The sequence below is a fragment of the Thiolapillus sp. genome (assembly GCF_048562965.1).
GTDB classification, from domain to species: Bacteria; Pseudomonadota; Gammaproteobacteria; order Chromatiales; family Chromatiaceae; genus Thiolapillus; species Thiolapillus brandeum_A.
This window is the reverse complement of sequence record NZ_JBHNMF010000443.1, coordinates 1-2726: the sequence shown is the minus strand read 5'-3', so window position 1 is coordinate 2726 and position 2726 is coordinate 1. Positions and strand designations below refer to the sequence as shown.

The window sequence follows — 2726 nt, the reverse complement described above, 5'->3', positions numbered from 1 at the left end:
GAGGCAGGCTTGTACTCATCTTAGGGGTGAGTAGTTACTATCAGTTTTCGACGTATCCGTTTGGTGCGCCAACAACGGTGCTTTCAAAACTGGCCAGTTTTGCGGTTGGTTTGAGTTGTATTCCTATCGCTATAGCAACGTCTGCCGGTCCGTAGCCGGCGGCGCCCGGGTATTTGTTGCTGTCTGGTGTGTAGCTGCCCCAGCCGCTATATGGACCTGTGAGAATTGACGCGTCTAGTACCTCGCCGTTGTATCCGTGATAAATGTCTGGGCTACCGACCCAACCCATGCTGTTGGCGTTTTTCAGTGCCCTAAGTCCAAGTGCGATCCCTTCCGATGGGTTCGGCCTGTCGGTGATCAATAACCTGTTATCGTGGTTTGTGCCGCCCACGATTAGGCCGTTAAAACGTGTGTACGGCTGTATGTCGATGTCTGCATATATTCCGACTGCGACATCTCCGAATGCCTCGTTGCTGTTAAATGTCCACCGGCTGACGTGCCAGTTTGTGCCTGGTATTGTTCTCGTCACAATTTCCCAGTGTATTGTTCCGTTTTCCCCGTCGAATTGTCCGGCTGACGTTTTTGTGCCGTCTGGCCGTTCGTGTACGTGTGTCGTGGTTGTGTTTTTTAGTTGCTGCGTTGTGTTTCTTATTCTGACGCTGGTTTCTGATTCGTGTAGCGCGTCGCTTCCGTTTAGTGTCAGGCGTTTTATTTCTCCCGCGTCGCCGATCGTGATTTCCAGATCATCCGGCGCTTCCAGTTCTGCAATCCGCGCCTGGTGCTCGGCGATTTTGCGCTCAAGTTCTGCCGCCTGTTTTTTTAGTTGTGTTATGTCGCCGTCTTTGTTTGTTATGCGTTCTTGTACTGCTGCCAGTTGATTGTTGAGTGTTTGCAGTTGTGTTTGCAGTGTTGTGATTGTTTCCGTCTTTGCTGAAATGTCTGCCTGCTGTGCCGTGATTGTTTCCGTCTTTGCTGAAATGTCTGCCTGCTGTGCCCTGATTGTTTCCGTCTTTGCTGAAATGTCTGCCTGCTGTGCCGTTATTCGTTTGTGTAGCACTGCAAGGTCCTCGTTGTGTTCTGCTGGTGGTGTTGTGTTGATTGTTTGCGGTCGTAGCCGTGTCGGTGGATGTGCGTTTGTTTCTACCGCGCCAATGTCGCAGTGTGGATCCATAAATTCTGTTCGGCGTGCTCCCCGTTGATCAGCGGCTGCGCATACTGATCCAGCCGCGTCGATCAGTCCGCTGTCTGGTAACGCTGCGTATGTGTATGTGTATCCGCCCAGGTCCATTAGTGGTCCCAGTTTGGCGTCTCCTCTGCTGGTACCGGGTTCGGAAAAATTTGCGTCGCCATCGCATGTATCATCATCTGACCAGGTATGGTCTAGTGTGAATGTGCCCCATCCGCCGCAGTTTCTGCCTCGTGATTCTGATATGACTGTTCGTATTAGTTTTATTGGCTGAGGATTGTTTAATACGCCGTGGTTGAAGAGTGTGCCGCCGTTGTTTATACGGCGGTTTTTGTTGTTTTCTTTCCTTTCGGCATCTGGTCTACATGAGCAGCCGCGGCAACGATTTCTGCGGGCTGCAGTTGTGCATTCCTTTAGTTCTGGGTCTCGCAATGGTGCGGATTTATTGTTTTTTAGTGTGCTGTCTGTGAATTCGTTGCTGCCGCCGTAAGCGTATAACACGCTACCTTTTGGCATGGTGTTATGTTCCCAACCTCCATAAGCTTGCGCAACATTTTTGGAAAATGTGCTTCTGAATGACCGGAATTTTCCACTGTAATTGTACATTACGCCGCCGTGCTCTAGTGCCCGATTCCAGGCAAACGTTGACGCGTTCAGTGTTGTATCCGCAGCGTCTGACTCTTCTAGTTTCCCCGTGAAGATTGCGCCTCCTCGCGGTGCTATGTTGTCCCGCATGCTGGTATGGTCAATTGTTATTTTTCCGCGGTTGTAGATACCGCCGCCGATGACTGTTGTATGGTTTTCGTTGATCCGGCAGAACTGTGCCGTTATATTTCCCCGGTTGTAGATGGCTCCGCCTTGTGTTGCCTTACCGTGTTCCAGTGATATCGCCCAGAGCGTAACCGTTGCGCCTGCTGCGATGTTTAGCAGTCTGTGTTGATGTTGTCCGTCCAGTGTGATGTCTGGCCGTCTGTCGCCGTTTATGTCGCCCTCGATGCGCAGATTTTTGTTAATGCTGATTTCACTATCCAGGCGGATGGTTTTTTCGTACAGCCACGGCGCGAATGTGATTCTGTCGCCTGCTGCAGCTGCTGCAACGGCGGCTCGCAGTGTTCCGTTTCCGTGATCCGCCAGGCTTGTGACGCGGTGCACGGTGATGGCGTTTGCTGGTTGTGCAATCGCTGCAATTGTGGTTATGATGATTTTCTTCATTTGGTTTTCCTCGTGTAAAGCTGAACCCCAATGTCATTAACTTACTTGATTACCCACGATATTCAGCCACGCATACAGAAATTGGACTATAATAGAACATACATAGAATCAGTGTCTTAGTGTGGTGGCGGACATGGCAAAGAATATCATCCAATTTCAAAAAGGTCTCAGTTTGCCGAAATTTCTCGAAAAGTATGGTACAGAAGAGCAGTGGCTCTTCGACGTTTCATATGGATTTCAGTATGGAACCCGCCGGGCTGGCAATCATGTAGATCATAGTTATAAAAGTTCGGTTGTTTCGATAGCCTCTGGCTCGTGCTCTGGCTGC

At 50.2% G+C, this 2726-nt stretch carries 1 protein-coding gene and 1 pseudogene; one reads left to right on the top strand and one right to left on the bottom strand.

Annotated features, from left to right (window positions below; translation table 11 throughout):
• Positions 1 to 40 precede the first annotated feature (40 nt).
• Positions 41 to 2398, bottom strand: coding sequence for a choice-of-anchor Q domain-containing protein (locus ACOCD2_RS16080; RefSeq protein ID WP_293674864.1), 2358 nt, complete (start codon positions 2396 to 2398; stop codon positions 41 to 43).
• A 133-nt stretch (positions 2399 to 2531) separates the two neighbouring features.
• Between ACOCD2_RS16080 and ACOCD2_RS16075 the strand changes: the two are divergent.
• Positions 2532 to 2726, top strand: a pseudogene (locus ACOCD2_RS16075) (hypothetical protein); the annotation flags it as partial.